Here is a 26,111-nt window from a genome sequence, read left to right on the forward strand (position 1 = left end):
CCGAGATGAGGGGCAAACGCCTGATGCGAAATATCTGTTTCCTTGTGGTTGCAGCCATCGCTGCTTGTCTCGAACCGGCCGCCGGCCAACAGGCCCCGCCAGCGTCATCGGCGAGTGCGCAACTGACGCATAAGATGAATGCCTATGTCGGGTGCATCAACCGTCTCTCGTCGCGATCGTACGAGTCCCGCGACCGCTACTTCTCCTGGGCCGCCAAGAGCGGTCCCACCGGCAAGGAGCGGATCATCTACGGCACCTATACGATCTACGACACGTCCGACTGCAAGACGAACGTCGCGGCCGCCAATGCGGCGGACCCGCATGATGCCGAGCTTGAAGCCGCTGCGAATGCCTATGTTGCGGCCGTCACCACGCTCGAGCCGCTGTTGAAGGAGGCGGACGACTATTACAGCCAGGAGAATTACAAGGACGACAAGATGGCCAAGGGCAAGGCGCTGCATCCGCGCCTGGTCGCGGCATGGGACGCCTTTGCCAGCGCCGACAAGGCGCTGCGCGCCGGCGTCGAGGCGATCAATGACAAACGCGCCGCCGAACAGCTGGCCGCAATCGAGGCGAGCGAAGGCCGCAAGTCGCACTACTATGTCGAGGCCCTGATGATCCAGGCCAAACGCGTGCTGCGCGCGCAGCAGGCCGACAAACCCGACATCGACGCGATCACCCAGGCGCTCAACGAGTATGAGGCCACGGTGAAGGCAACCGAGGACGCCTCCGGCAAGGACGGCGACGTCAAGCTCGGCTCGATGTTCATCGGCAGCGCCAAATCATTCCTCACCACGGCGAAGCAACTGATGCGCCGCGTTCGCGACAAGGTGCCTTACAGCTCAGGTGAGAAGATGATGCTGAGCAACGCCGGCTCCGGCTGGATGGTGGAAGGATCGCCGGCTCGGCTGATGCGCGACTACAACCAGCTCGTCGACGGCTACAACCGCGGCGCCCGCATCTGAGTGACAGCGCCGACGCTTCAGCTACTGCGTGGGGTGGATTAGCCCATCGGGTCCGCGCGAAGCGTGGAGCCGATGGGCGTAATCCGCCTCGACATAAGAGGCGGATTACGCCTCGCGGCTAATCCGCCCTACGATTCACGTACCCGCATCATTCACGTTCAGGTCGACGCCCTGCGGGTCTTTGATGGTCGACACCGTGATCAGCGAGATCAGCGACAGCACCGCGATGTAGACGCCGACGCGCCAGGACTCGCCGTAGGTGCCGATGATCCATTGCGCGATCATCGGCGCGAAGGCGCCGCCGAAAATGGCGCCCAGCGCGTAGCCGATCGAGACGCCGGAATAGCGCACCTTGGCCGGAAACAGCTCGGCATAGAGCGCCGCCTGCGGGCCATAGGACAAACCAAGCGCGATGGTGAGGCCGACCGCGCTGATGAAGAACAGCAGGAGGTTCTTGCTGTCGATCAAAAACCACATCGGCACCGCCCACAGCACCATCAGGGAGTAGCCGATCTGGAAGCAGCGGACGCGGCCGATCTTGTCGCCGAGGATGCCGCCCAGCAGCGTGAAGATGAACCAGCTGACCGCCGCGAGCGTGCCGATCAGCAGCAACTGGTCGGACGGCATCTTCAGCGTGTTGGCGCCGTAGCTGATGATGAACGCGATCAGGATGTAGCCGGCCGCATTGTTGGCCATGAAGATCAGCGCCGTGCGGAAAATCTCCTTGGCATGATTGCGCATCAATTCCTTCAGCGGCGCGGAGGATTCCCGGTGCCGGCGCTGCATCGCCTTGAACACCGGCGATTCCTCCACGGTGCGGCGGATCACGATGCCGACGACGATCAGCAGGATCGACAGCAGGAACGGAATGCGCCAGCCCCATTCGATCATCGCCTGCTTGCCGAGCGTCGTCGTGAGCACCCACAACACGCCGGTCGCCAGGATCATGCCGAGCGGCGTGCCGATCTGCGGGAACGAGCCGAAGAAGCTGCGCTTGTCGCGGGGTGCCGATTCCACCGACATCAGCGCCGCGCCGCCCCACTCGCCGCCGGCCGAGAAGCCTTGCAGGATGCGCAGGAGAATAAGGAGTGCCGGCGCCCAGGCGCCGATCTGCGCGTAGGTCGGCAGCAGACCGACCAGCGCGGTCGCAGCGCCCATCAGCAGCAGCGTGACGACCAGCATGTTCTTGCGCCCGAAGCGGTCGCCGAGATGGCCGCAGACGACGGCGCCGAGCGGACGGAACAGGAATGACAGGCCGAGCGTCGCGAACGAGACGATCTGCGCCAGCAGCGGATTGTTGGCGTTCATCGGCGCAAAGAACAGCGCGCCGAACACCAGGCCCGCCGCCTGAGCGTAGACGAAGAAGTCGTACCATTCGATCGTGGTGCCGACGAGCGTTGCGGTGAGGACCTTGCGCTCCTCATCCGACAGCGTAGCGCCGCGCGAGCGCGCGGACATTTCGATGGACATGTGGCCTCCCCAAAAACGTTCTTGGCCGTGCGGGCGTGGTCGGCGGCGATGCGCCTGCCCTGCACGGATGCTGGTACCGGGATAGCAGAGCTTTCCGCGCGGCACGAGGAAATAGTTGCAGAAGCAACGATAATGCGCCAAACCGATGCCCGCCGGGCCGGTTCCATGACCGGATTACCTCACCGGCCGCCGACGGTCTCCCATCCCGAAACGTCGATTGTGCAACGCAACAAGGCCACTATGATCCTTGCTCTCCAAGAGGTCTTAAGTGTCTGACATCAATGCCGATGCCTGGGTATCCTCAGGCCACCGCCCGATGGGCTTTCCGGAATTCGTCGTCGTCATCGCTTCCATCATGGCGCTGAACCCGCTGGCGATGGACATGATGCTGCCGGCGCTGCCGAACATCCGCTCCGCGTTCCAGATCGCCGACGCCAACCGTCCGCAGATGGTGCTGTCGATCTTCCTGGTCGGCTTCGGCGTCGGCCAGTTCGTGATGGGCCCGCTGTCCGACCGCTTCGGCCGCCGCCCGGTACTGCTCGGCGGCATGACCGTCTACACCATCGCCGGACTGCTCGCGATCATGGCGCCCTCGTTCGAGACGCTGCTCTTGGCGCGCGCGCTGCAAGGGATCGGCACCGCGGCAACCCGCGTGATCGCAACCTCGATCGTGCGCGACTGCTATGCCGGACGGCGGATGGCAAGCGTGATGTCGCTCGCGATGATGGTGTTCATCGCAGTGCCCGTGATCGCGCCGTCATTCGGTCAGGCGGTGATGCTGCTGACGCACTGGCGCGGCATCTTCGTGCTCTTGATGATCTACGGCGTGATCGCGCTGGCCTGGAGCGCGATGCGGATGCCGGAGACGCTCCCTAAGGAACTGCGCAAGTCGCTGGCGATCCCGGAGGTGCTGTCCGCGTTCCGCCAGACCGTCACCAACCGCCAGACGCTCGGCTATGCGCTCGCCGCCGGCGGCGTGCAGGGCTCGCTGTTTGCCTTCGTGTTCTCGTCGCAGCAGATCTTCACCGAGGTCTTCAAGCTCGGGCATTACTTCCCGGTCGCCTTCGCCGCCTGCGCGGTCGGCGTTGCGATCGCCGGCTTCCTCAATTCGCGCATCGTCGGCCGCATCGGCATGCGCGTGATCTCGCACGCCGCGCTGACCGGCTTTGCCGTGGTCGCCGGGGTGCTGTTCCTCACCGTGAAAACCGGCATGCTGTCGCTGCCGCTGTTCATGGCGCTGTCGGGCCTGATGATGTTCGCGTTCGGGCTGATGATGGCGAACTTCACCGCGCTGGCGATGGAGCCGCAGGGCAAGATCGCCGGCACCGCCTCCTCGCTTTATGGCACCATTACGACCTTGCTCGGGATCGGCGTCGGCACCACGATCGGCCAGGATTACGACGGCACGCTGCTGCCGTTCGCGACCGGCTTCCTCCTCTGCACGCTGGCCGCGCTTGCGGTCGTGCTGGTGACGGAAAAGGGCCGGATGTTCCGGCCCCATCATCATCCGATTTGATCTTCGTAGGGTGGGTTAGCCGACTACGTCCCCGTAGCTCAGCGAGCGAAGGCGGAAGGCGTAACCCACCATCTTTCTCGCAAGCGGCACGGCGGATTACGCTTTGCTAATCCGCCCTACAGAGCCCACGCCGCTCCGCACCGGCACAGCACGGCGCCGCGTCGCCGCGAATCCCTCCATGCCGAGCTGCCACTGCAGGCCGACGATCGCACCCTTGGTCGGCTGCAGCAGCGCGAGCGCGCTGAACAGGGTCACCGGCAGCCAGATCGCCAGCTGCAGCCAGGCCGGCGGCGCGTAGGTCATCTCCATCCAGAGCAGCGCCGGCACCACGACGTGGCCGACCACGACGATCACGAGATAGGCCGGGAAATCGTCCGCGCGCTGCGGGGTGAAGTCCTCGCCGCAGACCTCGCAATGGTCAGCGACTTTAAGGAAGCGGCCGAACAGATGGCCGCGCCCGCAGTTCGGGCACTTCATGGTGAAGCCGCGCAACATCGCCTTTGGCAGGGAAACCGTCTCGGTCATTGTCGTGATCCTTTGGTCGTTGTCCTTGACCTGATCTGATGATCCATACAATATGCCTCGAAGAGCATACAATCAAAGACAAAGCGTCGGATTGCATGGATTGGATCCCTACAGTTTCGGAATGGCACGGCCCGATGTTCCTGCGCATCGTCGATGCCCTGGCCGCGGATATCGCGAGCGGCCGGCTGGTCCGCGGCCAGCGGCTGCCGACCCATCGCGCGCTGGCGACTGCCCTCGACATCGATCTCACCACGGTGACGCGCGCCTATGGCGAGGCGCGGCGGCGCGGGCTGCTCGACGCCCGCGTCGGCCAGGGCACCTTCGTGTCGGAGACCACGGCGCGCGCGGCGTCCGACCTGCCGACACCGGTGAACATCGACCTGTCGATGAACCTGCCGCCGCAGCCGGTCGAGGCCAATCTCGACCTGCGCATCGCGCAGGGACTTGCCACCATCCGCTCCGAGGCCGGGTTCTCCGCCTATCTCGGCTATACGCGGCCCGGCGGCACCGCCGACGAGCGCGAGGTCGGTGCCGCGTGGCTGGCGCCGCGCGTGCCCAATGCTTCGGCCGACCGGATCGTGATCTATCCAGGGTCGCAGGCGATCATCTTCAACGCCCTGCTGGCGCTGACTTCGCCCGGCGATGTCGTGCTGACGGAGACGCTGACGTTTCCCGGCATCAAGGCTGCGGCCGCGCGGCTCGATGTTAGGCTTGTCGGCGTTGCGATGGACGCTGAGGGCGCAAGGCCCGACGCGCTCGACGAGGCCTGCCGCAAGCACAGACCGAAGGCAGTCTATCTGATCCCGACGCAGCAGAACCCGACCACGGCGACGATGGGCGCTATCAGACGCAAGGCGATCGCCGACGTCATCAGGAAGCGCGGCTGCGTGCTGATCGAAGACGACGTCTACGGCCCACTCGAACCGCAGGTGGCACCGATTGCCACGCTGATCCCCGAACGCACCTACCTTGCCGCGAGCATCGCGAAATGCATCGCGCCCGCCTTGCGCGTCGCCTATCTGCTGGCGCCAGACGCCGCCGCCGAGCAGCGGATGCGCGCCGGCATGCAGGCCACCATGCAGATGCCGCCGTCGCTGATGGTGGCGCTGGTGACGCAATGGCTGCGCTCCGGCGTCGCCGCCGACATCATCCGCGCCATCCGCAACGAGGCGGCCGCCCGCCAGCAGCTCGCGGCCCGCTTCCTCAAGGGCGTGACCTTTGCGGCGCGGCCGGCCAGCCACCATCTCTGGATGCCGCTGCCGAAACATTTCGACGGCACCGACCTGCTGTCGCATCTGATGCGCAACGGCCTCGCGGTGGTCGGCGAAGACGCCTTTACGGCCGGAGAAGCCGCGCCGCGCGGCTTGCGCGTGTCGCTCGGCGCCGCGCGCAACCGCGCCGAACTGAGCCAGGCACTGCAGGTGCTGTCGAATGCAGTGCGCACGCCGGTTGGCGCAACGCAAATTGTGTAAATTTTCGATAGTCGTGCGGGAATAATCTTGCTCGAAAATGATTATGGTGCGCGGAGCGCTCTGACTTAAAAAGGGCGTTCAGGGCATCAGGCAGGGGCGGGCTTTTCAATGTCATGCGGATATGACCGGGCGATTGACATGCCCGTGCGGACGCTTCGTAGGGCAATAGTCGCGATCGGGTGTCTTGCGCTTGTCACATCGGGCGCGGCGCGCGCCTCCGATGCCCCTGCCCCGTCGCCGGACAAGCTGGAACGCATCACCGCGTTCTTCGACAACGAGGTCGCGAGCGGCAAGCTGCCCGGCGCGGTCATCCTGATCCAGCAGCATGGCAAGCCGGTCTATCTGAAAACCTTCGGCTACCGCGACGTCACGACCAAATCGCCGATGCGGCCGGACACGATGTTCGCATTGCATTCGATGACCAAGCCGATCACCAACACCGCCGCCATGATGCTCGTCGACGAGGGCAAGCTGTCGCCGCAGGACCCGCTGTCGAAATACATTCCGGCCTTCGCCGACGTGAAAGTCGCGATCGAACCGGATGGTGGCAACGATCCGGCCAAGGTGGAGCTGGTGCCGCCGATCCGCCCCGTCACGATCGAAGACCTGATGCGGCACACCTCGGGCATCACCTACGAATATATCGGCGCCGACTGGATCCAGAAGATCTATCGCGACGGCCATCTGTTCGACGGCAAGTTCGACAACAAGGAATTCGCCGCGCGGCTGGCCAAGCTGCCGCTGTCGCGGCAGCCCGGCACGCTGTGGCGCTACGGTCATTCCACCGACGTGCTCGGCCGGGTGATCGAGATCGTCGCGGGCAAGACGCTCTATCAGTTCGAAAAGGAGCGCATCTTCGATCCCCTCAAGATGAACGACACCAGATACGTGCTCGATGCGGAGACCGAACGGACCCGGCTGGCCGAGCCGCTGCCGTCGGACACGATCCTGATCGACGGAGAGAACGACCGCCGCGCGCATCCTGAGTGGGAATCCGGCGGCGGCGGCTTGGTGTCGACCATTCTCGATTATGCCCGCTTCGCACAGATGCTGCTCAATGGCGGCGAGCTCGACGGCAAACGCTATCTGAGCCCGGCTGCGTTCAAGGACATGACGAGGGATCATATCGGACCAGGATCCGGCGTTGGCCGCGACTACTGGTACTTTCCCGGCGACGGCTTCGGCTACGGCTATGGCATCGCCGTGCGCACCGATCCCGGCATCGCCAAGCCGCCGCCGCCCGGCTCGATCGGCGAGTTGAAATGGGACAGCGGCAGCGGAACCTATTTCGGCGTCGATCCGAAGCTCGACATGATCTACATCATGCTCGAGCAGACCCAGAACGAGCGCCAGCGCATCACGCCGGCGTTCCGCAAGCTGGTGTACGACGCGTTCAGCCCGGACTGAGTTCCGCTAGTGGCCCCGTCATTGCGAGGAGCGAAGCGACGAAGCAATCCATCCATCCGCGTACTCACGGATAGATGGATTGCTTCGCTTCGCTCGCAATGACGGAAACGGAAACGTCTCTCCTTACAACCTCCGCCGCACCACTTCCTGCCTGCGCCGTGCTGCATCCGCGATCAGGCTCGCGGTGCATTCGTTGCAGACGAACGCACACGCGTCGGTAAACAAGCCGATCCGTGCATCCAGTCCGACCGCATCGTCGTCGGTGAGGCCGTCGATGACCCCACCGCAGCACACGCATTGGTGGCGCGACGCAAACGCTCGCTCCATGACGCGCTCTCCAGCCGTCGCTTCCCTCGCGGTATATACTATCGTATATATCGAACCCGACAAGGCAGGCGGGTGAACAATCCGGTCGGGAACCCTGCACACAACAACCATCGACCGGAGACGATCGCCTCACAATTCCTGCCTGGTCCAACCAGGTTCATCGAGGAAACGCGATCATGATAAGAAAGAATGGCGACGCGGGGCATCCGCGCGCAACGGGAGAACTGCTCAAGATCCGCCGCGCATCGCTGGAGCGTTTTCGAGCGAAGTGGTTACCGGTTCGCGCGAGGAAAACACGTCAAACTAAGAATCTGCTGAGCGCTGCGGCTACCATCCTCGCGCTTGGCGCGGCCGACTACGTGCGCGCCGAAACCGCTCCGGTCGACGTTCCCGACAAGAGTTTCCCTGAGAGCGTGACCTCGACCTCCGACGGCACGCTGTATGTCGGCAGCTTCAACCATGGCGGCGTGACCAAGATCTCCGGCGGCAAGGCCGAGCAGCTGGTCAAGCCGGGGGCCGCCGACAGCCGCTCGACGCTCGGCGTGCTCGCCGACGAGAAGAGCGGCACGCTCTATGTCTGCTCCAACGACATCAGCGCGATGGGCGTCGCCGGGCCGAGCGACGTCAAGGGCGCCTGGCTGAAGACCTTCGATCTCAAGAGCGGCGCGCCGAAGGGCAGCTTTGCGTTGAGCGATCCGAAATCGTTCTGCAACGACATCGTGGTCGGCGCCGATGGCACCGCCTATGTCAGCGATTCCTTCGCGCCGTTCGTCTATAGCCTGAAGCCCGGCGGCACCGCGCTGGCGACGTTCGCGACCGATCCGCAGCTCGCGCCGGCCAAGGACGGCGTCGGGCTCGACGGCATTGCGATCGGCGCCGACGGCAATCTCTATGTCACGACCTTCATTCCGGCCAAGCTGTTCAAGATCGAGATGAAGGACGGCAAGGCGGGTGCCGTGACTGAGCTGAAGCCGTCGCGGCCGCTCGACCACGCCGACGCGCTGCGCGCCCGCGGCAGCGGCTTCCTGCTGATCGAGGGCAACGGCAAGCTCGACAAGGTCACGGTGAAGGGCAGCGACGCCACGATCGACACCATCAAGGATGGCCTGGCCGAGCCGGTCTCGGTGACGCAAATCGGCGACGTCGGCTGGGTCGCCGAGGGCAAGCTGTCCTATGTGATCGGCGACAACAAGAGCAAGGACCCCGGCCCGTTCAAGCTGACGCCGATCGCGCTGCCGAAGTAAGGGCCGAGTTTAGTATCTCGACAAACTCGGTGCACCTCTCCCGCTTGCGGGAGAGGGGGCGCAGTCTCTCCGTGGTCAAGGTCCGACCACATCTCATATGTGCTAGATCACATAAAACCCGTGCGTGCCGTCGCGGCGGAGCTGGTCGACGAGGCCGTATTCCCACTCGAGATAGGCCTGCATCGCCTGCTCCGCGACGCCGGTGCCTTCATAGGGCCGCCGGTAGCGATGCGCGGGGTCGGGCCGCGGCACGACGCGCGGCGGCCCGACTTCGAGCCCGCCGTCATAGCCGCCCTCGAGCACATAGACTTCCCACGCCATCTGCGCGAGCCAGGACGCCGTCATGTCGGCGCGGATGCTCCTGTCGTCGGTCAGCACGATGCGCGCACCGCGCACCGGTGCAGCCATATCGATCTCCTGGACCAGCTGGCCACCGGCATAATGGCGGAAGCCGATCAGGTGACCCGCGGCATATTCTTCCGCATCGCGCACGTCGAAGCGATAGAGCGTGCGGTGCGCGTCGTTTTCCAGCGCGGCGAGCTCGGCCGTGCCGATATGACGAACGCCGGCCCGATACGCGACGTCGCGGGCATTATCGGCGGCGCCCGCGAACGGACCGACATCGCCGCGCTTACCAGCGCCGTGCTCGAGATCGTGCTTCGCCAGCGTCCAGCCGATCGTGCCGTTGCGCAGCGCCCGCACCTTGTTCGGCAGCCCGGCATTGATCAGCGACTGCGTGCCGATGATCGAGCGGGTGCGGCCGGCGCAATTGACGATGATGGTGGTGTCGGGATCGGGTGCCGCGCCGCCGGCGCGCAGCACCAGCTCGGCGCCGGGCACGCTGACCGAGCCCGGGATGTTCATGGTGGCATATTCGTCGAAGCGGCGGACATCGAGGATCGCGATGTTGGCCTTGTCGGAGATCAGCGCGGCGACCTCATCGGCGCTGAGCGAGGGCGTGTGCCGGCGCGCCTCGACCAGCTCGCCGAACGCCTTGGCGTAGGAATTGACGTCCTCGAACACCTCGTAACCCGTCGCCTTCCAGGCCTTTAGGCCGCCGGCAAGCGCCGCGACGTTGCTATAGCCGAGCTCGTGCAACTGGTCGGCCGCGGCAGCGACCAGGTCCTCGCCATTGTCATAGAGCACGATCGGCGCGTCCTTGCACGGCAGTCGCAGCTCGGCCTCCAGCGCGATCCGGCCGGCGGCCATGTTGGCGGCAAACAACGGATGGCCGGTGGCGAATTCCGCCTCATGTCTGACGTCGAGCAGCGCGATCTCCCGGCGCAGCAGCAGCGTCGCACGAATGTCCTGGGGGGTGACGGAAGAAACTGTCATGAGATGCTGGTCCGGGCGGGAAAATGCGCAGGCCTGCTCTAGGCCGAAATCGCGCGTCGTCAATAGGTTTAACCAAGTCGCAACCCCGCTCCCCGGCAGCTGAAATCCAAGGAACGAAAACCCGCCATCCCGCTTTGCCCAACCGGGACGCTCTTGCTACGTTCCAATCGGCCCCGTTGGCGTCCGATCAGGCCTTCCGGACAAGAGAAGGCAGCGGGGCCAGCCTGAAGTTCTGGGAGGATGACCATGAGACCAGTCGGAAATGAACCATTGTCGCGTCACGCCCTCGCTTTCGTGCTGGCCGGCGGACGCGGCAGCAGACTTCAGGAGCTCACCGACAAGCGCGCCAAGCCGGCAGTGTATTTCGGCGGCAAGTCCCGCATCATCGATTTCGCGCTCTCCAATGCGGTGAACTCGGGCATCCGCCGCATCGCGGTGGCGACCCAGTACAAGGCGCACAGCCTGATCCGGCACCTGCAAGGCGGCTGGAACTTCTTCCGCCCGGAACGAAACGAGAGCTTCGACATCCTGCCCGCAAGCCAGCGCGTTTCTGAAACGATGTGGTATGTCGGCACGGCCGACGCGGTCTACCAGAACATCGACATCCTCGAGGCGCACGGCACCAAGTACATCCTGGTGCTCGCCGGCGACCATGTTTACAAGATGGACTACGAGATCATGCTGAAGCAGCATGTCGAGAGCGGCGCCGACGTCACGGTCGGCTGCCTCGAGATGCCGCGCGCGGAATCCAGCGCCTTCGGCATCATGCACATCGACGACACCGGCCTGATCCAGTCCTTCCTGGAGAAGCCGGCCGATCCGCCACCGATGCCCGGCAAGCCCGACAAGTCGCTGGCCAGCATGGGCATCTATGTCTTCAATTCGGAATTTCTGTTCGACGAATTGCGCCGCGATGCCGCCGACCCGAACTCGGCCCACGATTTCGGCAAGGACATCATCCCCTATATCGTGAAGCACGGCCGGGCGATCGCGCATCAGTTCAACGATTCCTGCGTCCGCTCCGGCGACGATCCCCGCTCCTACTGGCGCGATGCCGGCACCGTCGATGCCTATTGGGGCGCCAACATCGATCTTACCGACGTGGTGCCCGAGCTCGATCTTTACGATCGGTCATGGCCGATCTGGACCTACGCCGAGATCACCCCGCCCGCCAAATTCGTCCACGACGAGGACGGACGGCGCGGCCAGGCAGTGACCTCGCTGGTCTCGGGCGCCTGCATCATCTCGGGCGCATCGCTCCGACGGTCGCTGCTGTTCACCGGCGTCCATGTCAATTCCTACGCCAATGTCGAGAACGCCGTGATCATGCCCTATGTGAATGTCGGCCGCGGCGCGCGGCTCAGGAACGTCGTGATCGATCGCGGCGTGCGAATTCCGGAAGGACTCGTGGTCGGCGAGGATCCCGAATTCGACGGCAAGCGCTTCCGCACCACCGAGAACGGGATCACGCTGATCACGCAATCGATGATCGAGAGGCTCGGCACATGACGCCCATCCGCGTCCTCGCGGTCGCCTCGGAAGTCTACCCGATCGTCAAGACCGGCGGCCTCGCCGACGTGGCCGGCGCGCTGCCGGCGGCACTGCAGCAGCATGGCGTCACGACGCGGACGCTGGTGCCCGGCTATCCGGCTGTGCTGAACGCGCTGGCCTCGGCGGAGACGCTGCTGCACTGGGGCGAGTTCTACGGCGGGCCGATCCGCGTGCTCGCCGGCACCCATGACGGCCTCGATCTGCTCGCGCTCGACGCGCCGCATCTCTATGCGCGGCCGGGCAATCCCTATGTCGGCCCCGACGGACGCGATTGGCCCGACAACGGCATCCGCTTCGCGGCGCTGTCGCGGGTGGCGGCGGAAATCGGCCGCGGCGCGATCGCCTCCTACGTCCCCGACATCGTCCATGCCCATGACTGGCAGGCCGGCCTCGCGCCGGCCTATCTGCATTATGGCGGGCAGCCGCGGCCGGGCACCGTGATGACCGTGCACAACCTCGCCTATCAGGGCCAGTTCTCGCTGGACATGCTCGCGACATTCGGCCTGCCGGGCGAGTCCTACTCGCTTCACGGCGTCGAATATTACGGCACCATCAGCCTGCTCAAGGCCGGCCTGCAATTTGCCGACCGCATCACCACGGTGTCGCCGACCTATGCGCAGGAGATCCAGAGCGACGAGGGCGGCATGGGGCTCGGCGGCCTGCTGCGCGAACGCTCCGACGTGCTGAGCGGCATCCTCAACGGCATCGATATCGCGGTATGGAATCCGGCCACCGACCCCGATATCGCCGCGCGCTTCAGCGCCGAGCAGATAGCAGAGCGCGCCGCCAACAAGGCGGCGTTGCAGCGGCGCTTCGGGCTCGATCCGACGCCGGATGCGATGCTGCTCGGCGTCATCAGCCGGCTGTCATGGCAGAAGGGGCTCGACCTGCTGCTCGACAACATTCCGACCTTGCTCGGCGAAGGCATCCAGCTCGCGCTGCTTGGCAGCGGCGATCGCGATCTGCAGGATCGCTACACAGAGCTAGCGCGCGACAATCCCGGACGGATCGCAGTCGTAATCGGCTATGACGAGGCGCTGGCACATCTGATTCAGGCAGGCTCCGATGCGCTCGCGGTGCCGTCGCGGTTCGAGCCCTGCGGCCTCACCCAGCTCTGCGCGCTGCGCTACGGCGCGGTCCCGATCGTCGCCAATGTCGGCGGCCTCGCCGACACCGTGCAGGGCTTCGACGAAGCCGCAGTCACAGGCAGTGCTGCAACCGGCGTCAAGTTCGCGCCCGTCACCTCGGAGGCGCTCGCCCATGGCTTGCGCACAGCGAACCTGCTGTTCAACGACAAGGTGACCTGGCGCCGGCTGCAGCTAGCCGGCATGGCCACCGATGTCTCCTGGCACAATCGCGCCGGCCGCTACGCCGCGCTCTATCGCGAGCTTGCCGCCAGAGCTTGATCCGGAAAAGTGCGACGCGGTTTTCCCTCGCGACAAACGCGATGCGTTTGCGCCGAGATCATGCTCACAAGGTGAGCAGGTAAAGCGCGCTCAGTTCAACAGATCGCAGGACGCGATGCGGTTGATATCGGCGAGGCGTCGATCGGGATTGCCCTTGAGATCGAGGCTCGCGACGAGATCCAGCAGCCGGCCATAGGCGCGGTCGGCGACCGCGACCGGCAACGGCTCCTCGTCAAAGGTTTCGACGTAGTTGCCGACGAGACCGCTCAGCAGCCGGCAAACGCCGCGTTGCTCGGGGTCGTCCTTGCTCAAGGTCTCGAGTTTTTGCTGGAAGGTCCTGAAGGTCCGCAAGCCATGCGGCTGCTGCGAAAGCCAAGAATGTAAATCAGGAGTATGCAAATCGGTCATATCAGCCTCTTCAACATGGAGAAGAAGCTACCGGCTTATATAGCCGATCAGTTTACGGTGCCATTACAAATTTCGCATGCATCCCCTGCTCCAGCCGCGCAAGCCGTGTCATCGGATTGGCACGCATTATCCTTAAGATAAGTTCGTTTGGTCAAAGCCGCGCGAGCGCCGGCAAAATCCTGTAGCGCGCGATCTCGTGCGGATAGTCGCCGCGATTGGCGAGCAGCACGATGCCGAGCCTGCGCGCAGGCACCAGGCCGGTATAGGCGGAGGCGTTGTTGAGACCGCCCGGCTTGTCGATGACGGTGACGCCGTCGAGCCGCACATGCTCCCATGCCATCGCCTGCCCGAACTTCGCATCGACACGAAAACTCTCGCGCATGGTCATCTGCAATGCCGCGCGCAATTCGGGATCGATCACTCCGCCGTCAAGACAGGCCCGCAGCAGGATGCCGAGATCGCGGGCCGAGGAGAACATCTGGCCGGTGCCCGGAAAATCGTAATAGCTCTGCTGATCGCCGATTGGGCCGATCGTCGCTCCGTCGTGGGAGTAACCCTGGACCATGCGCTGCATGATCTCCGGCATCATCGCCGCGCGATTGTCCTCGCCGCGATCCGCAACGAAGGTCGACGTCATGCCGAGCGGCTTGAGGATGCGGCTCTCGATCAACGTCGCGATCGGCATGCGATAGCGCCGCTCCAGCACCAGCTGCAGCAGCACGTAGCCGGCATGGCTGTAGACGCGTTGCTTGCCGGGCTCGACGTCCTCAGGCGGCGTCCACGCATTGAGCATCGCGATGAACTGGTCGCGGCTGAAGGTCTCGTTCGGCCACGGCGGATGATCGGTCGGCAGCAGCAGCCCGGACGTATGGTTGACCAGCTCGCCGACGGTGACGTGGCTGATATAGTCGCCGTGCAACTCGGGCAAAATCTTGCCGACCGGATCGTCCAATCGCAATTCGCCACGCTCCGTGCCAAGCGCGACCAGCGTCGCCTCGAACAGCTTGCGCAGCGAAGCGAGGTTGAACAGCGTGTCCGACGTGACCGGCTGCTTGGCCGCAGCGTCGGCGAAACCGTAATTGACGAAGGTGAGCCGGCCGCCGGCATACACCGCGGCGGCGAGGCCGCCCGGATCGGCTGCGGTCGCGGTCGGCGCGAGTTCCGACGTGACGATGTCCCTGATCAGCGCATCCATGTCGGAATCCGCACGCGCCCCCGCGAGCGCGCTAGCTGCGACGGCAAGCACGACGGCCGCGATCCGGACAGGGAGCCACTGTTTCATCAAGAGCGAAATCAGGACGATGTTGCGATGTCTGATTTGTTCAGGCACCGCGAGATGGCGACATCGCGATCCTAGCGATGGAACCTAAGCGTCCGCGTTCACGATTGCGCGCACTTCACCGTTACCTGTCCCGGCTGGGAAGGGGCGGCCCGATCGCTGTTCCAGGGGTCACTACCGGAAACCGCGATCGCGACCGCCCTCCCACTCCAGCCACGGTGCGGGAACTGCAATGGAATTAAAAAAAGCGGGATCTTTAAAAATGCAGCGAAGGTGCTTGGACGGAACGGCAATACCGGCGTCTGCCGGGCGGACCACCGCTATGTCTGACTTCGTCACATTCCGCTCCCAACTGGGGACCGTTTCTTACTAGCGACAATTCGTCAATCAACGGTTGCATAGGCCGATGAGATTCGATTGACAAGACATGGCTGCCTGCGACGAATTGTCCGGTTCAGGTTCCGAGTTCCAGGTTCCCGATGACGCATGCGTGACCGCATACACCGGGATGCCGCTACTCCAGGCCGAGATAATAGCGCCACTCGGTTCCCATGTTGTCGTCGGTGACAAGAACCTGATCGGTGGTCCGCGACAGCAGCGTCGGACACTGCTCGATCATATCACCGTCGAGGCGGAACTCGTGCATCAGCTCGTCGAGGAAATCACGATCGGACTTGTCGGCCGGATCGAACTGCCGCTTTCCGTCAATGGTGTAGGCCTCCAGGACCGCCCGCCAGCGTGCATAGTTCCAGTCGAGCGGCGCATTCGACGCCACCATGTGGTTGGTGAACCGCGCTCCATAGGGAAACGCGGTGCATGCCGTCTTCTGGATCCGTCGCGACGAGGTCGTGTTGTAGAACACGATGCCGCCGGGATTGAGATGGCCGCTGACCAGCTCGAGAAACTCGACCGAGAGCAGGTTGGTGGCATTGGCGCGGAAATTCCAGGTCGTGTTGGAGATGACCGCATCGAACTGCCGTCCCGGGTGGCGGCGCAACCAGCGGCGTCCGTCATCCGCGATGATGGTGACCTTGGGATTGTGCAGCAGCGATTGCACCTCGGGCCGCTCCGCAATCAGCTGGGTGTAGCCCGGATTGATCTCGACGATGGTGAGCGATTCTACCGCCGGATTGTTCGCGATGACCTGCGCCCACGACCCCGACGCAAGCCCGATCACCAGCACATCGCGCGGCGCCGGGTGAAACAGGCTGAGCGCATAGGCGCGGATGACGCCGTTGCGATCGGATTTCAGGCTGGTGTTGAAGCGGCCGTCATACATGCCGTTGCCGTAGACGACGCCGTCGGCGTCGACGGTAATCACGCCGCTCCGGTTCTCGCCCACACGGACGAACGTCTGACCGGAATTCGTATGGGTCTGGAGGTTTTCGAACAGATGCCGCGACAGCGGCGGCGCGACGAGCATTCCGGCGCACAGAACAGCGACCGCGATCGCGGCCGCCCTCCTCCGCGCACCGGTCACGCTGGGGGACTTGTAGATCAAGAGCAACGAGCACAGGGTGCCGATCCCGAGCAGCAGCATGCTGATCTGCTGCAGACCGAGGTAATTCGTCAGCACGAAGCCGGTGACGACTGCACCGATGGCGCATCCGGCAATGTTCGCGCTGTAGAGCAGCGCCGTCTGCATGCCAGCTCGATCGTCGGCCGCGATGCCGAAATGCGACAGGAACGGCAGCAGCGCGCCCCACTGCCGCGCGATCAGATAGATCCCGGCGAGCACGATCAGGATGAATCCGACACCCATTCCGGCGGACTGGTTCGCGAGCGGCAGAAAGGCCGCGCCCGCGGCATTGGCCCAGATCAGGCCCTTGGCAGCCTCACCCATCGCATCCGCAGGGGAAAGCCGCGCGCAGACCTGCGCCGTGTTGTACGCGCCGCCGGCAACGCCCGCCAGAAAGCCGCAGAGCACGAAGGCAAACGCCATCGAGCTCGATCCCGAGGCAAAGGACACCGTCCGAAACAGAAAGATCTCGTAGGACAGCGAGACAAAACCGCCGACTGCGGCAAGCAGCATCACGAACGGCATTGAGAGGATCGGCGGCGCAGCTCGCAGGCGCTGCGGAACGATGCTCGCGTCGTCCAGTTCCTTGCGCCGATAATGGGCGATGAACGCACCGGCAGCGACCGCGACATTGATCCCCGCCGCGATGATCACCGCCGCGTGCATCCCGAGATGGGGAAAGATGACGATGGCGCAAAGCAGGCAGGCGGCCGAGGCGCCCAATGTGTTGACGTAATAGAGAAGGCCGACCGAATGAGCCGTCTGTCCCGACGTTCGCACCAGGTGCGAAACCAGGATCGGCAGCGTCGCGCCCATCAGAAGCGTCGGGATCAGCACCAGCAGCAGATTGACGGCGCCGATGGCCGGCAACGACCATTCGAGCGCGAGGTCGCCGATCCATTCGAAAATCGCGAGCGAGACGACGCCGAACGCCGCGGTGAGCAGCTCGATGACACCGAGCAGCAGCAGAGGCTGCACAACTCGGCGTCGCGTGATCCATCCGCCGGCAAGGCTGCCGAGCCCCAGGCCGAGCATGAACGCGGTCACGACGATGGTGACGGATTCCGTATTGACCCCGAAGATGCGGAACAGGCTTCGCTGCCAGGTGAGCTGGTAGACGAGTGCGGGAATTCCGGAGAAGAAGAACAGGATCGGCAGGATCCGATGGCGCACGGCCGATGAGGCCGAACTCGCCGTCGACAGTTCAAGGGCAGTCACGTTTATCCCCCAGTTTCGGGAGATTTCTCATAGCAACAATAGGTCAATCGTCGGTTGCACTGGTCCCTTGCATTCGAGCAACGGGACGAGGATTTCGGTCGAACGTCTCAAGACTGGCGCGTTTGGGTCGGAACGAGACACCATCGATTCAGCAAACGTTAACCAAGGCGGTGGCTATCCGGTCCGCGCCCGGACGATCGACCGCGGCAGCGAGGCCAACAGCAGCACGAGGCAGACGCAGAGCAGCACGATGTCCTTGAACAGGAACTCGCCGGCCAGGTTCCAGGCCATCGGGTCGGTCGACAGGCTCCATTTCACCACCCCGGGTGTCGTGAAGAAGAACGACCAGGTCACCGCAAAGGTGATCACGCCCATCAGCGCACCGATCGCCGACAGGATCGGGCTGAAGGCACCGGCGGCCAGCAGCACCGCGATGCCGAACTCGACGACGCCAAGCACATAGGCCTCGCCGCGGAGACCGAACACCGACAGCCACGAGACGAACGGGCTGTTGCTGATGAATTGCACGATACCCTGCGCGGATTGCAGCGTGAATTTCTGCATGCCGAACGACACGAAGATCACAACCATGACCCAGCGCAGGATCGCGAGCAGACGAAAGGACCCCTCGCCCCGTTCGGCGATGTTGAACGACAGATTCATGCGGATGTTTCTTCCCTTGCTGCGATACCACGATCGGCCGCTGTTGCGGCGTTCGTGGCAGGACTACGCAGCGTGCCGCGCGCGTGTTACGCGCGGCACCCCACGACGCCCATCACAAGGATGTGCAGGCGACGTGATGGGTCAGGCCGCGGTGAGCAGCTCGCCGACCTTCTCATAGGCCTCGCCCTTGAACCGCATCAGCTGAAACTGCTTGATCGGCACATAGTCGCTCGGCGTGGTGTTGAGGGTGATGCCGGGAATCAGCAGCGGCGCGGCGAAGTTCTTCAGGTTGGTCGCCTGGTGCAGGATGTTGGCGCGCGTCAGCTGGTCGCCGCATTGGCTGATGACGTGGGCCGCGGTTGCCGCGGCGGTGTAGCCGATGGCGTAGAGGTCGTCCGCGCGGTCGGCATTCGGGACGTAACGATCGAGGAACGCCATGTACTGCTTCATGTCCGGCGTCTCTGCCCAGAGCGGATTGCCGGGGTCCATCCGGGTCGCGAAGGCGAGAATGCCTGGGCAGTCTCGAAACCCGCGGGCTTCAGCGTTGCGCGTACCGAGGCATTGCCGGCGCCGAGAAACACCTGCGGCCGCCATTCGAGCGCGGCCATCTTGCGCAGCGCCTGGCTCGCCATCTTCGGGATGGTGATGAGGAACACCACGTCGGCGCCGGACAATTTCATCTGGACGATCTGGGAATCGATGGTGGGACCGCCGACCGAATAGTTCAGCTCGGAGACGATCTGTGCGGTCTTCGCGCCCAATCCCGCCTTGAGGCCCGACAGCGTAGCCTTGCCGGCATCGTCGTTCTGATACAGCACGCCGATCTTCGCATCGGGCGTTGAGGCGGCGATGTAGCGGCCGACGACACCTCCTTCGATCTCGTAGGTCGATCCGCCGACCATGGTCCACGGATTGGTGGCCGGATCCGACAGCTTGCTGGCGGCCGCCGCCAGGAACAGTTGCGGGACCTTTCGCGCGTTCAAATATTTCTGCACGGCGATGTTGCCCGGCGTTCCCATCGCGCCGGCGATGAACAGCACCTCGTCGCCTTCGACCAGACGCCGCGCCGCTTCGACCGATTTCGGCGGGCTGTAGGCGTCGTCGTAGTTGATGAACTTGATCTTGCGGCCATTGATGCCGCCGGCGTCGTTCAGCATGCGGAAATAGGCATCCATCGCATTGGCGAGCACACCGAACGACGACACCGGGCCGCTGAGCGGTCCGAACTGCCCGATGCGGATTTCCTGATCGCTGGCGCCAGGATCATAGGAAGCGCCGGCAAATGCCTTGCCGCCAATCGACGCCGCGAGCGCGGCCGCCGTCGTCCCGAGCAGCGTTCGACGGCTGATCGTCATCATGGGTTTCCTCCGTTGGATTGGGCGCCTTATGCGGCGCCTCTTTCGAATGCCAATTGATATTGCGCGGCGATCTCGTCGACGATGGCGGCCGCTCCCGTCACCGCACGGACGCCGGAGACCGAATGCCCGGCGCTCCAGACCTCAATCCAGCGCCGTGGTCCTTCCGCGTCGCTCTTGCCGCCGAACCTTTCACGCGCACGTGCCTCCGACACGGACTCGTCGAGATTTGCGGGATCGAGGCCCGCGGCGACGATCGAGGGCCGCAGCATGCTGGCGCCGAGCCCGGTGAAGGCCTTCGTCAGCATGATGTCGTCGAGCGTGCTGTCGACCAGCATCCTCCGATAGGCATCGCTCGCCATGCTCTCGCGCGCCGCGATGAAGCGCGTGCCCATATAGGCAAGATCGCAGCCAAGCAGCCGCGCCGCGGCGAGCGCGGTGCCGTCGGTCACGCCGCCCGCGAGCACGACCGGACCGTCGAACATGGCGCGCACCGCGCGCACGAAGGCGAATGGATTGGCCCAGCCGGTCTGCCCGCCGGCCCCTGCGGTGAGCAGGATCAAACCATCGGCGCCCGCCTCGATCGCCTTCTCGGCATGCCGCAGCGAAGCGATATCCGCGAACACGAGGCAGCCGACATCATGCAGCGGCTGAACCGCCGCGGCCGGCGAACCGACGCTGGTGATGACCAACTCGACCTTGTGCCGGACGAGGCAGGCGAGATCATCCTTGAAGCGCGGCTGGCGGATGATGAGGTTCGGACAATGCGGTGCAGCCGGGCGGCCGAGCTCGGCGACGCCGCGCTCGATCTGGGTGAGCCAGGCATCGAGCTCTTCGACCGAGCGCGCGTTCGCGGTCGGAAACGCACCGATCGCGCCGGAACGGCAGACCGCGGTGACGAGATCGACGCCGGATACACGCAGCATCGGCGCTGCGATCAGCGGCAGCCGAAGCCGCTGCGCGATCGCGGCCGGAAGCGCGCTCCGGCGGCTGGAGGCCTGCATGATCAGCGCCCCTTCCACACCGGCTTGCGCTTCTCGGCGAACGCCTTCAGCCCCTCGACGCGGTCTTCGGAATTGAAGGCGCGTTCCGCAATCGGCGCCTGTGCGGTCCACCCCGCTTCGTCGGTCCAGTTCGCGGCCTGGAACACGATCTCCTTCGAGGCGGCCAGCGCCGTCGGGCCGTTGACCAGGATCTCGTTGCCGAAGGCAATCGCGGCGTCGAGCGCCTGCCCGGGTTCGACGAGCCGGTTCACGAGGCCAAGGCGCTCGAAATACTCCGCGCTCTTGAACTGTCCGGTCAGCGCCAGCTCCATGGCGACGTGATAGGGAATCCGCTTCGGCAAGCGGAACAGGCCGCCACCGACGGCGACGACATTGTGCCGGACTTCCGGCAGGCCCATCTTGGCGTCGCGCGCGGCGACGATGAGATCGCAGGACAGGCAGAGCTCAAGCCCGCCGCCGACCGCATAGCCCTCGACTGCCGCGATCAGCGGCTTGCGCGGCGGCCGCCGAAACAATCCGAAGCCGCCGCGCTCGGTGACGCCGCGCTCGCCGCGCGCCACCGCCTTGAGATCGGCGCCGGCCGAGAAATTGCCGCCCGCACCAGTGATAACGCCGACGAACAGCGCGTCCTCCGCATCGAGCAGGTCCATCGCATTGGAGATGCCGCGCGCGAGCGCAAGGTTGCACGCGTTACGCGCTTCGGGGCGATTCAGGGTAACGACGAGGATGTGGCCGCGCCGCTCGGTCAGAACGACCTGTTGGTTTTCAGTGGTCATCGCTGCGCCTCACAATGCGAAGGTAAAGCCGCCGTTGACCGGGTAGGTCTGGCCGGTGATCCACGCGCTCGCATCGGAGGCGAGGAACAACACCATGTTGGCGACGTCGGACGGCAGGCCTGGACGACGGATGACGTATTTCTCCATCATCTTCTTCTGCATCTCGGGATTGGCCTTCAGCCGCGCCTCGATCGCAGGCGTCAGGGTCGCGGCAATCGCCACGCAATTCGCCGTGATGTTGTGACGGCCGAGCGATCGCGCGACGGCGCGGGTGAAGCCCGCGGCGCCCGCCTTTGCACCCGAATAGACCTCGAGGCCGGCTTCGCCGGCGCGGCCGGCATCGGAGATGATCGTGACGATGCGGCCGCCCTTGCGCTCGATCATCTGCGGAATGCAGGCCGAGGCGCAGTTGATGACGCCGTAGAGATTGACGCCGATGAAGCTGTTCCAGACCTCGGGGCCGGTCTCCCAGAACGGCTTGCGCGCATCGGGATCGGGCGTGGCGCCGGCATTGCCGGCATTGTTGACGAGCACGTCGACCGGGCCGAAGGCCTGTTCGGCCTTGCCGATCATCGCCTTCACCGACGCGAGATCGGTGACGTCGGCCTGCGCCGCGATCGCCTTGCCGCCGGCGGCATTGATTTCGCGCGCGACCTGCTCGGCGCGTTCAAGGAAGTAATCGTTGACGACGATGCCGGCCGCGTTGTGCGCGGCGAAGTGCAGCGCGATTTGGCGCCCGACGCCCTGGCCCGCACCGGTGATCAGCGTCACCTTGCCGTTCAGATCGAGGATATCACTCATACGTTTCTCTCCCGTCCCTTCCAGTAGGGCTCGCGCAATTCGCGCTTGAGCAGCTTGCCCATGGTGTTGCGTGGCAGTTCATCGACAATCGACAGCGTCTTGGGCCGCTTGTACGAAGCAAGGTGGTCGCGGCAGAACGCGAGGATCGCGGCCTCATCGGTGGTGTGGCCGGGCTTCAGCTCGCAGAACGCCTTGACCTGCTCGCCGAACTCGTCGTCGGGGATGCCGATGACAGCGACGTCCTGCACATCGGGATGACGGAGGATCGCAGCCTCGATCTCGGCCGGGTAGATGTTGACGCCGCCGGCAATGATCATGTCCTTGGCGCGATCGGTGATGAACAGATAACCGTCGTCGTCGAGCATCCCGACATCGCCGACGCGGAAATATCCGTCGTCGTCGCGCGTGTCGGCTCCGAGCGGCTTGCCGTTCAGATAGGAGCGGATCGTCACCGGTGTCCTGATCCAGATCTCGCCGGACCGGTTGCGCGGCAGCTCGCGCCCCTCGGTATCGCGAATGGAGATGTCGACATGCTTGTGCGGACGGCCGCTCGAGCCCGGCTTGAGCTCCTGCATCTCGGGCGGCAGGAAGCTGATCATGCCGACCTCGGTGGCGCCGTAGCCTTCGCCGAGGACGCCGCTGCCGAAATAGCGGATGATCCAGCGCTTCAGCTCAAAGGGCACCGGGGCCGCACCGACCGAGAGCGCACGGATCGACGACACGTCGTAGCTATCGAGCACGTCCTTCGGCAGCGCCGCGAGGCGCTTGTACATGGTGGGAACGCCGGTCCAGTTGGTGACGCGATGCGTCGCGATCAGGCGAAGCGCGCCTTCGGGGTCGAAGCGGCGCATCATGACGGTCGGATTGCCGAGCTGGATCGCACCCCAGACCTGGGAGGGGCCTGCGCCATGGTGCAGCGGCAGCGTCAGCAGCGACACCCCGCCCGGCTGGCCGCGCCGGGTCGATGCCACGTCGGAGAGATATTCGCTGGTGCGGGCATCCATCTGGACGCCCGGCTGCAGCACCGAGACCACGCCTTTGGGCAGGCCGGTGGTGCCTGAGGTGTAAAGGATCAGCGGCGGCCGGCCGGTCGAATGCAGCGCCGGCTCGGCAGACGCCTCGAGCAGTTCGGAGAATGCGACGAGGCCGGGCGACGCCGCGCCGATCGAGACCGCGAGCTTGATCGGCAAGCCCTCGAATGCGGGCTTTAGCGCCGCTGGATCTTCATCGTCGCAGACGAGGACCTGGGCGCCGCTGTTGGACAGCACATACTGCGTCTCCGACGGCGTCAGCCGCCAGTTCAGGCCGAGCAGCGAGCAGCGCAGCTTGCCGATCGCCTCGCTCAGGATCGGCCACTCGATCCGGATCTGGGTTCGCAGCACCACGATGTCGCCCGCGACGACACCGCGGGCCGCCAGGCCATGCGCAACGCGGTTCGCCGCATCGTTGAGCTGCGACCATGTCATCTGGCGATCGCCTTCGATGAAGGCGACATCATCGGGACGATTGGCCGCCCAATACTCGACGCTGTTCGGCAGAATGCTCATTTCGCCAGCCTTCCTTCGACCGTGGCAATGAAGCGCGCGCTGATGGCCTCGAGATCGACGCCCTCCGGATCGACCAGCCACTGCGCCACCGATCCGCGCAGTCCGGCGAGGATCAGCGCGCTCTCGGTCTCCAGATCGATGTCGGCGCGCAACCGGCCTGCGGCGATCCCCGCCCTGAGGCCGGCGGCGATCTCGCCTCGCGTCTCGCGGTTGAGCTTGGCAACGGTCGCCGTAATCGGCGGCACGGTGAGCGCGCCCGCCAGCACGGCGTGAAACGCGCGCGCCATGACTGGCGTCCGCGCCGGCATCACGAAGTAGTATTTGAACGATGCGATCAGGCCGTCATAACCGGTCAGTTCCGGCGAAGCGGCGCGGCGATCGGTGATGAACGAATCGATGATGTAGGCGCCGAGCGCCGACAACAGATCCGCCTTGGTCTTGAAATAGTGCGACGGCAGCCCGCGGCTGTAACCGGCGCGCGCACCGGCCTCCGCCAGGGTGATCGCATCGAGCCCGTTTTCGGCGACGATCTGAGCGGCGGCTTCAAGGATCCGCCGCTCCGCCTCGTCGCGGCGCTCGACCTGCGTCCGCCGTGACGCCGGTGCGTCATCCCGCGGCTCCTGCGCGCGTCGAACTGCTCGTGCCATTCAGCTTCGCTCCCTTTGCCGTGCGGCTACTTCTTGCTTGCATTCAAGCTAGAATAATGTTTGTTGGTCAGTCAACAAATTTCTTTGGAGGAAACCATGCAACCGAACAAGCTATTGAAACCAGACCTGTATTTCGAGGGGTCGAACGATCGGGAAGGGGCGACGGTCCGCCTCAAGGGCGGCCGGTGCCGCTGCGGATACGTGTTCTTCCCGATGCAGAGCTATGGCTGCGAGCGTTGCGGCAGCCATGGCAATGCGCTGACGTTGTGCGAGCTATCGGCCAATGGAACGCTGCTTGCGGAGGCGACCGTTCACCTGCACGCCGACAAGAACCGCCCGGCCCCCTTCACCATCGTCAAGGTTGCGCTCGACGACGGGCCTGTGATCCGCACCCTGCTGGCCGATGACAGCGCACCGGTTGCGCCGGGCCAGCGCGTGACCGGCCGGCTCGCACCGGTTGGACAGAGCGAGAGCGGCGAGACCGTGCTCGATCTCCGCTTCAGCATCGCATCCTGATCGACCCGGAGCTTCGCCATGACACGATCACTCAACGAACTGCGGCCGGTCTACGTCGTCGGCATCGGCTGGCACCGCTATCAGAACCCGAGCGAGACGCCCTATGTAGAGCTCGGCCTCACCGCGATCCGCTCTGCACTGGCGGATGCGCGCATCGAATGGCCCGCGGTGGAATCGAGCTATGTCGCGACCGCGCTGCTCGGCATGGCGTCGGGGCGGCCGATGCTGCGCCATCTCGGCGCGACGGGCGCACCGCTGATGCATGTCGAGAATGCGTCGGCCTCCGGATCGACCGCGTTCCGCCACGCCTGCATCGAGGTCGCAAGCGGCATCTCCGACGTTGCGCTGGCGGTTGGCGTCGACAAGCGCAACCCGGTGCGGCGTTCGGACACTGGCATCGGCCACCTCGCCGAGGACGCCATCGTCCCCTTCACCCATTTCGCGCTGCTGACCAATGAATACGCGGTCCGTCACAACGCCACGGCCGAGGACATCGCGCTGGTCGCAGTGAAGAACCATCGCAATGGGGCGAAGAATCCCAATGCACAGCGGCAGCAGGAGCGCACGCTCGACGAGGTGCTCGGCGGCAAGCGGGTGTCGGGATCGCTGACTGCACTGCAATGCACGCCGATCGGCGAGGGCGCCGCCGCCGTCATCGTCGCATCCGAGGACGGCATTCGCAGATTAGGCATCGACGCCGGCCGCGCCATCCGCACCACGGCGTCCGTCGGCCGCAGCGAGCGGGTCTATCCGCCCGGCACCGGCTTCGACGCAGCGCTCACCAAGGAGACCGCCGACCTCGCCTTGGCGCAAGCCAAGCTGGCGCCGAAAGACCTCGACATCATCGAGCTGCACGACGCCTTCACGGTCGAGGAGTTGCACTACATCGAGAGCATCGGCCTCTGCCCGGAGGGGCATGGAGTTCGCATGCTGAAAGACGGCGCGCTCGATATCGGCGGGCAATGCGCGATCAATCCCTCCGGCGGCCTGATCGCGATGGGACATCCGATCGGCCCGACCGGTATCGGCCAGATCGGCGAGATCGTGATGCAGCTACGCGGTGAAGCGGGCCCGCGCCAGCATGGCGGCGCGCGGACCGGGCTCGCGCACATGGTGGGCGTGGGCGCGGTCTGTTACGTGCACATTCTGCAGAAGTGACG

General features: G+C 64.9%; 24 protein-coding genes. 9 read left to right on the plus strand and 15 right to left on the minus strand.

The genetic code is table 11. The annotated features are described in order from the left end of the window. Positions 1–23: 23 nt before the first annotated feature. Positions 24–965, plus strand: a complete 942-nt coding sequence (locus tag AKN84_RS34160; RefSeq protein ID WP_128971414.1) for a YiiG family protein — start codon at positions 24–26, stop codon at positions 963–965. A 135-nt stretch (positions 966–1,100) separates the two neighbouring features. Here the strand turns inward: AKN84_RS34160 and AKN84_RS34165 are convergent, their stop codons facing one another. Continuing rightward, on the minus strand, positions 1,101–2,435 hold the full coding sequence (locus AKN84_RS34165) for an MFS transporter (RefSeq protein ID WP_050424864.1): 1,335 nt from the start codon (positions 2,433–2,435) through the stop codon (positions 1,101–1,103). 316 nt (positions 2,436–2,751) lie between these two features. Between AKN84_RS34165 and AKN84_RS34175 the strand changes: the two genes are divergently transcribed. Continuing rightward, positions 2,752–3,951, plus strand: coding sequence for a multidrug effflux MFS transporter (locus AKN84_RS34175; protein WP_430649953.1), 1,200 nt, complete (start codon positions 2,752–2,754; stop codon positions 3,949–3,951). Positions 3,952–4,047: 96 nt separating this feature from the next. Here AKN84_RS34175 and AKN84_RS34180 read toward each other — a convergent pair whose 3' ends face one another. Further along, positions 4,048–4,476, minus strand: a complete 429-nt coding sequence (locus AKN84_RS34180) for a DUF983 domain-containing protein (protein ID WP_050424889.1) — start codon at positions 4,474–4,476, stop codon at positions 4,048–4,050. A gap of 95 nt (positions 4,477–4,571) precedes the next feature. Between AKN84_RS34180 and AKN84_RS34185 the strand changes: the two genes are divergently transcribed. After that, the gene (locus AKN84_RS34185; RefSeq protein WP_050424867.1) at positions 4,572–5,948 is read left to right on the plus strand and encodes an aminotransferase-like domain-containing protein; all 1,377 of its coding nucleotides are present in this window, start codon (positions 4,572–4,574) and stop codon (positions 5,946–5,948) included. 138 nt (positions 5,949–6,086) lie between these two features. Continuing rightward, positions 6,087–7,355, plus strand: coding sequence for a serine hydrolase domain-containing protein (locus AKN84_RS34190; RefSeq protein ID WP_244485661.1), 1,269 nt, complete (start codon positions 6,087–6,089; stop codon positions 7,353–7,355). Positions 7,356–7,478: 123 nt separating this feature from the next. Here the strand turns inward: AKN84_RS34190 and AKN84_RS46380 are convergent, their stop codons facing one another. Further along, positions 7,479–7,682, minus strand: coding sequence for a hypothetical protein (locus tag AKN84_RS46380; RefSeq protein ID WP_128971416.1), 204 nt, complete (start codon positions 7,680–7,682; stop codon positions 7,479–7,481). A gap of 176 nt (positions 7,683–7,858) precedes the next feature. On the opposite strand from AKN84_RS46380, the gene AKN84_RS34195 reads away from it, so the two are divergent. Then, the gene (locus tag AKN84_RS34195) at positions 7,859–8,926 is read left to right on the plus strand and encodes an NHL repeat-containing protein (protein ID WP_128971417.1); all 1,068 of its coding nucleotides are present in this window, start codon (positions 7,859–7,861) and stop codon (positions 8,924–8,926) included. A gap of 102 nt (positions 8,927–9,028) precedes the next feature. Here AKN84_RS34195 and AKN84_RS34200 read toward each other — a convergent pair whose 3' ends face one another. Next, positions 9,029–10,261 carry a rhodanese-like domain-containing protein gene (locus AKN84_RS34200; RefSeq protein ID WP_050424868.1) on the minus strand — a complete coding sequence of 411 codons (1,233 nt, stop codon included), beginning with the start codon at positions 10,259–10,261 and terminating at the stop codon, positions 9,029–9,031. A 246-nt stretch (positions 10,262–10,507) separates the two neighbouring features. On the opposite strand from AKN84_RS34200, the gene glgC reads away from it, so the two are divergent. After that, positions 10,508–11,770: a glucose-1-phosphate adenylyltransferase gene (glgC, locus tag AKN84_RS34205; RefSeq protein WP_050424891.1), complete on the plus strand. Its 1,263-nt coding sequence runs from the start codon at positions 10,508–10,510 to the stop codon at positions 11,768–11,770. Then, a complete protein-coding gene (gene glgA, locus AKN84_RS34210) occupies positions 11,767–13,218 on the plus strand; it encodes a glycogen synthase GlgA (RefSeq protein ID WP_050424869.1) in 1,452 nt (483 codons plus the stop codon). Before glgC ends, glgA begins: the two co-directional genes overlap by 4 nt. Before the next feature lie 90 nt (positions 13,219–13,308). Here the strand turns inward: glgA and AKN84_RS34215 are convergent, their stop codons facing one another. From AKN84_RS34215 to AKN84_RS34260, 11 genes are all read right to left on the minus strand, one after another. After that, positions 13,309–13,626, minus strand: coding sequence for a hypothetical protein (locus AKN84_RS34215; protein WP_050424870.1), 318 nt, complete (start codon positions 13,624–13,626; stop codon positions 13,309–13,311). 151 nt (positions 13,627–13,777) lie between these two features. Next, positions 13,778–14,908, minus strand: a complete 1,131-nt coding sequence (locus tag AKN84_RS34220) for a serine hydrolase (protein ID WP_128971418.1) — start codon at positions 14,906–14,908, stop codon at positions 13,778–13,780. Positions 14,909–15,419: 511 nt separating this feature from the next. After that, positions 15,420–17,642, minus strand: a complete 2,223-nt coding sequence (locus AKN84_RS34225; RefSeq protein ID WP_202814717.1) for a fused MFS/spermidine synthase — start codon at positions 17,640–17,642, stop codon at positions 15,420–15,422. A 174-nt stretch (positions 17,643–17,816) separates the two neighbouring features. Beyond that, positions 17,817–18,305: a DUF417 family protein gene (locus AKN84_RS34230; protein WP_050424872.1), complete on the minus strand. Its 489-nt coding sequence runs from the start codon at positions 18,303–18,305 to the stop codon at positions 17,817–17,819. Between the two features lie 141 nt (positions 18,306–18,446). Beyond that, positions 18,447–18,755 carry a type 1 periplasmic-binding domain-containing protein gene (locus tag AKN84_RS49475; protein ID WP_244485662.1) on the minus strand — a complete coding sequence of 103 codons (309 nt, stop codon included), beginning with the start codon at positions 18,753–18,755 and terminating at the stop codon, positions 18,447–18,449. Next, complete coding sequence (locus AKN84_RS34235) at positions 18,752–19,663, minus strand: ABC transporter substrate-binding protein (RefSeq protein WP_244485663.1); 912 nt, start codon at positions 19,661–19,663, stop codon at positions 18,752–18,754. The genes AKN84_RS49475 and AKN84_RS34235 overlap by 4 nt, the downstream gene beginning before the upstream one ends. Positions 19,664–19,689: 26 nt before the next feature. Further along, positions 19,690–20,664: an NAD(P)H-dependent flavin oxidoreductase gene (locus AKN84_RS34240; RefSeq protein WP_050424893.1), complete on the minus strand. Its 975-nt coding sequence runs from the start codon at positions 20,662–20,664 to the stop codon at positions 19,690–19,692. Between the two features lie 2 nt (positions 20,665–20,666). Then, entirely contained in the window at positions 20,667–21,440 is a 774-nt protein-coding gene (locus tag AKN84_RS34245) for a crotonase/enoyl-CoA hydratase family protein (protein ID WP_050424873.1), read from the minus strand. Between the two features lie 9 nt (positions 21,441–21,449). Beyond that, on the minus strand, positions 21,450–22,241 hold the full coding sequence (locus AKN84_RS34250) for an SDR family NAD(P)-dependent oxidoreductase (RefSeq protein WP_050424874.1): 792 nt from the start codon (positions 22,239–22,241) through the stop codon (positions 21,450–21,452). Next, the gene (locus tag AKN84_RS34255; RefSeq protein WP_050424875.1) at positions 22,238–23,788 is read right to left on the minus strand and encodes a class I adenylate-forming enzyme family protein; all 1,551 of its coding nucleotides are present in this window, start codon (positions 23,786–23,788) and stop codon (positions 22,238–22,240) included. The genes AKN84_RS34250 and AKN84_RS34255 overlap by 4 nt, the downstream gene beginning before the upstream one ends. Beyond that, positions 23,785–24,435 carry a TetR/AcrR family transcriptional regulator gene (locus AKN84_RS34260; protein WP_050424876.1) on the minus strand — a complete coding sequence of 217 codons (651 nt, stop codon included), beginning with the start codon at positions 24,433–24,435 and terminating at the stop codon, positions 23,785–23,787. Before AKN84_RS34260 ends, AKN84_RS34255 begins: the two co-directional genes overlap by 4 nt. 96 nt (positions 24,436–24,531) lie before the next feature. Here AKN84_RS34260 and AKN84_RS34265 point away from each other — a divergent pair, with 96 nt between their 5' ends. After that, positions 24,532–24,951, plus strand: coding sequence for a Zn-ribbon domain-containing OB-fold protein (locus AKN84_RS34265; RefSeq protein WP_050424877.1), 420 nt, complete (start codon positions 24,532–24,534; stop codon positions 24,949–24,951). 18 nt (positions 24,952–24,969) lie between these two features. Then, the gene (locus AKN84_RS34270; protein ID WP_050424878.1) at positions 24,970–26,109 is read left to right on the plus strand and encodes a thiolase family protein; all 1,140 of its coding nucleotides are present in this window, start codon (positions 24,970–24,972) and stop codon (positions 26,107–26,109) included. The last annotated feature ends 2 nt before the right edge of the window (positions 26,110–26,111 follow it).

This window comes from Bradyrhizobium tropiciagri (assembly GCF_001189845.1).
In the GTDB taxonomy this organism is placed as follows: Bacteria; Pseudomonadota; Alphaproteobacteria; order Rhizobiales; family Xanthobacteraceae; genus Bradyrhizobium; species Bradyrhizobium tropiciagri.

Coding starts and splice junctions, on each gene's coding strand:
- AKN84_RS34185 (WP_050424867.1), top strand. CDS start 4,572: ATGGATTGGATCCCTACAGTTTCGGAATGGCACGGCCCGATGTTCCTG.
- AKN84_RS34180 (WP_050424889.1), bottom strand. CDS start 4,476: ATGACCGAGACGGTTTCCCTGCCAAAGGCGATGTTGCGCGGCTTCACC.
- AKN84_RS34215 (WP_050424870.1), bottom strand. CDS start 13,626: ATGACCGATTTGCATACTCCTGATTTACATTCTTGGCTTTCGCAGCAG.
- AKN84_RS34230 (WP_050424872.1), bottom strand. CDS start 18,305: ATGAATCTGTCGTTCAACATCGCCGAACGGGGCGAGGGGTCCTTTCGT.
- AKN84_RS34255 (WP_050424875.1), bottom strand. CDS start 23,788: ATGAGCATTCTGCCGAACAGCGTCGAGTATTGGGCGGCCAATCGTCCC.
- AKN84_RS46380 (WP_128971416.1), bottom strand. CDS start 7,682: ATGGAGCGAGCGTTTGCGTCGCGCCACCAATGCGTGTGCTGCGGTGGG.
- AKN84_RS34240 (WP_050424893.1), bottom strand. CDS start 20,664: ATGCAGGCCTCCAGCCGCCGGAGCGCGCTTCCGGCCGCGATCGCGCAG.
- AKN84_RS34165 (WP_050424864.1), bottom strand. CDS start 2,435: ATGTCCATCGAAATGTCCGCGCGCTCGCGCGGCGCTACGCTGTCGGAT.
- AKN84_RS34265 (WP_050424877.1), top strand. CDS start 24,532: ATGCAACCGAACAAGCTATTGAAACCAGACCTGTATTTCGAGGGGTCG.
- glgC (WP_050424891.1), top strand. CDS start 10,508: ATGAGACCAGTCGGAAATGAACCATTGTCGCGTCACGCCCTCGCTTTC.
- glgA (WP_050424869.1), top strand. CDS start 11,767: ATGACGCCCATCCGCGTCCTCGCGGTCGCCTCGGAAGTCTACCCGATC.
- AKN84_RS34250 (WP_050424874.1), bottom strand. CDS start 22,241: ATGAGTGATATCCTCGATCTGAACGGCAAGGTGACGCTGATCACCGGT.
- AKN84_RS34245 (WP_050424873.1), bottom strand. CDS start 21,440: ATGACCACTGAAAACCAACAGGTCGTTCTGACCGAGCGGCGCGGCCAC.
- AKN84_RS34160 (WP_128971414.1), top strand. CDS start 24: ATGCGAAATATCTGTTTCCTTGTGGTTGCAGCCATCGCTGCTTGTCTC.
- AKN84_RS34270 (WP_050424878.1), top strand. CDS start 24,970: ATGACACGATCACTCAACGAACTGCGGCCGGTCTACGTCGTCGGCATC.
- AKN84_RS34175 (WP_430649953.1), top strand. CDS start 2,752: ATGGGCTTTCCGGAATTCGTCGTCGTCATCGCTTCCATCATGGCGCTG.
- AKN84_RS49475 (WP_244485662.1), bottom strand. CDS start 18,755: ATGAAGCAGTACATGGCGTTCCTCGATCGTTACGTCCCGAATGCCGAC.
- AKN84_RS34190 (WP_244485661.1), top strand. CDS start 6,087: ATGCCCGTGCGGACGCTTCGTAGGGCAATAGTCGCGATCGGGTGTCTT.
- AKN84_RS34200 (WP_050424868.1), bottom strand. CDS start 10,261: ATGACAGTTTCTTCCGTCACCCCCCAGGACATTCGTGCGACGCTGCTG.
- AKN84_RS34195 (WP_128971417.1), top strand. CDS start 7,859: ATGATAAGAAAGAATGGCGACGCGGGGCATCCGCGCGCAACGGGAGAA.
- AKN84_RS34235 (WP_244485663.1), bottom strand. CDS start 19,663: ATGATGACGATCAGCCGTCGAACGCTGCTCGGGACGACGGCGGCCGCG.
- AKN84_RS34220 (WP_128971418.1), bottom strand. CDS start 14,908: ATGAAACAGTGGCTCCCTGTCCGGATCGCGGCCGTCGTGCTTGCCGTC.
- AKN84_RS34260 (WP_050424876.1), bottom strand. CDS start 24,435: ATGGCACGAGCAGTTCGACGCGCGCAGGAGCCGCGGGATGACGCACCG.